This is a genomic window from Marinobacter sp. UBA3604 (genome assembly GCF_002375325.1).
Classification (GTDB): domain Bacteria; phylum Pseudomonadota; class Gammaproteobacteria; order Pseudomonadales; family Oleiphilaceae; genus Marinobacter; species Marinobacter salarius.
Genome location: NZ_DFMB01000035.1, coordinates 37,360 through 37,616, shown reverse-complemented (window position 1 = coordinate 37,616; position 257 = coordinate 37,360). Strand labels below are relative to the sequence as shown.

The following is a 257-nucleotide window of genomic DNA, read 5'->3' as shown; positions in this document are numbered from 1 at the left end:
CCGATGAGGTCGACACGTTTAATCTGGAACTGGCCGGCGAGTTCCGGGCCCTTCCATGCCCAGGCCGAATATTTCGATTCCGAAGAAGGCCAGGTGGATGTTGATGGTTATTACGTACAACTTGGCTGGATCATCACCGGCGAAAGCCGCCCTTACAAAGCCGGAGCATTCAAGCGGGTAAAACCGGCATCACCCAAAGGGGCCTGGGAAGTTGTTGCCCGCTTTGAGGATGGCGACGGAAAATACAGTGATGTGGG

At 55.3% G+C, this 257-nt stretch carries 1 protein-coding gene; it reads left to right on the top strand.

Annotation, left to right across the window (positions count from 1 at the left end; genetic code table 11):
- A partial coding sequence (locus B2590_RS09935; RefSeq protein WP_286847932.1) for a porin occupies positions 1–257 on the top strand: 257 nt, incomplete at both ends.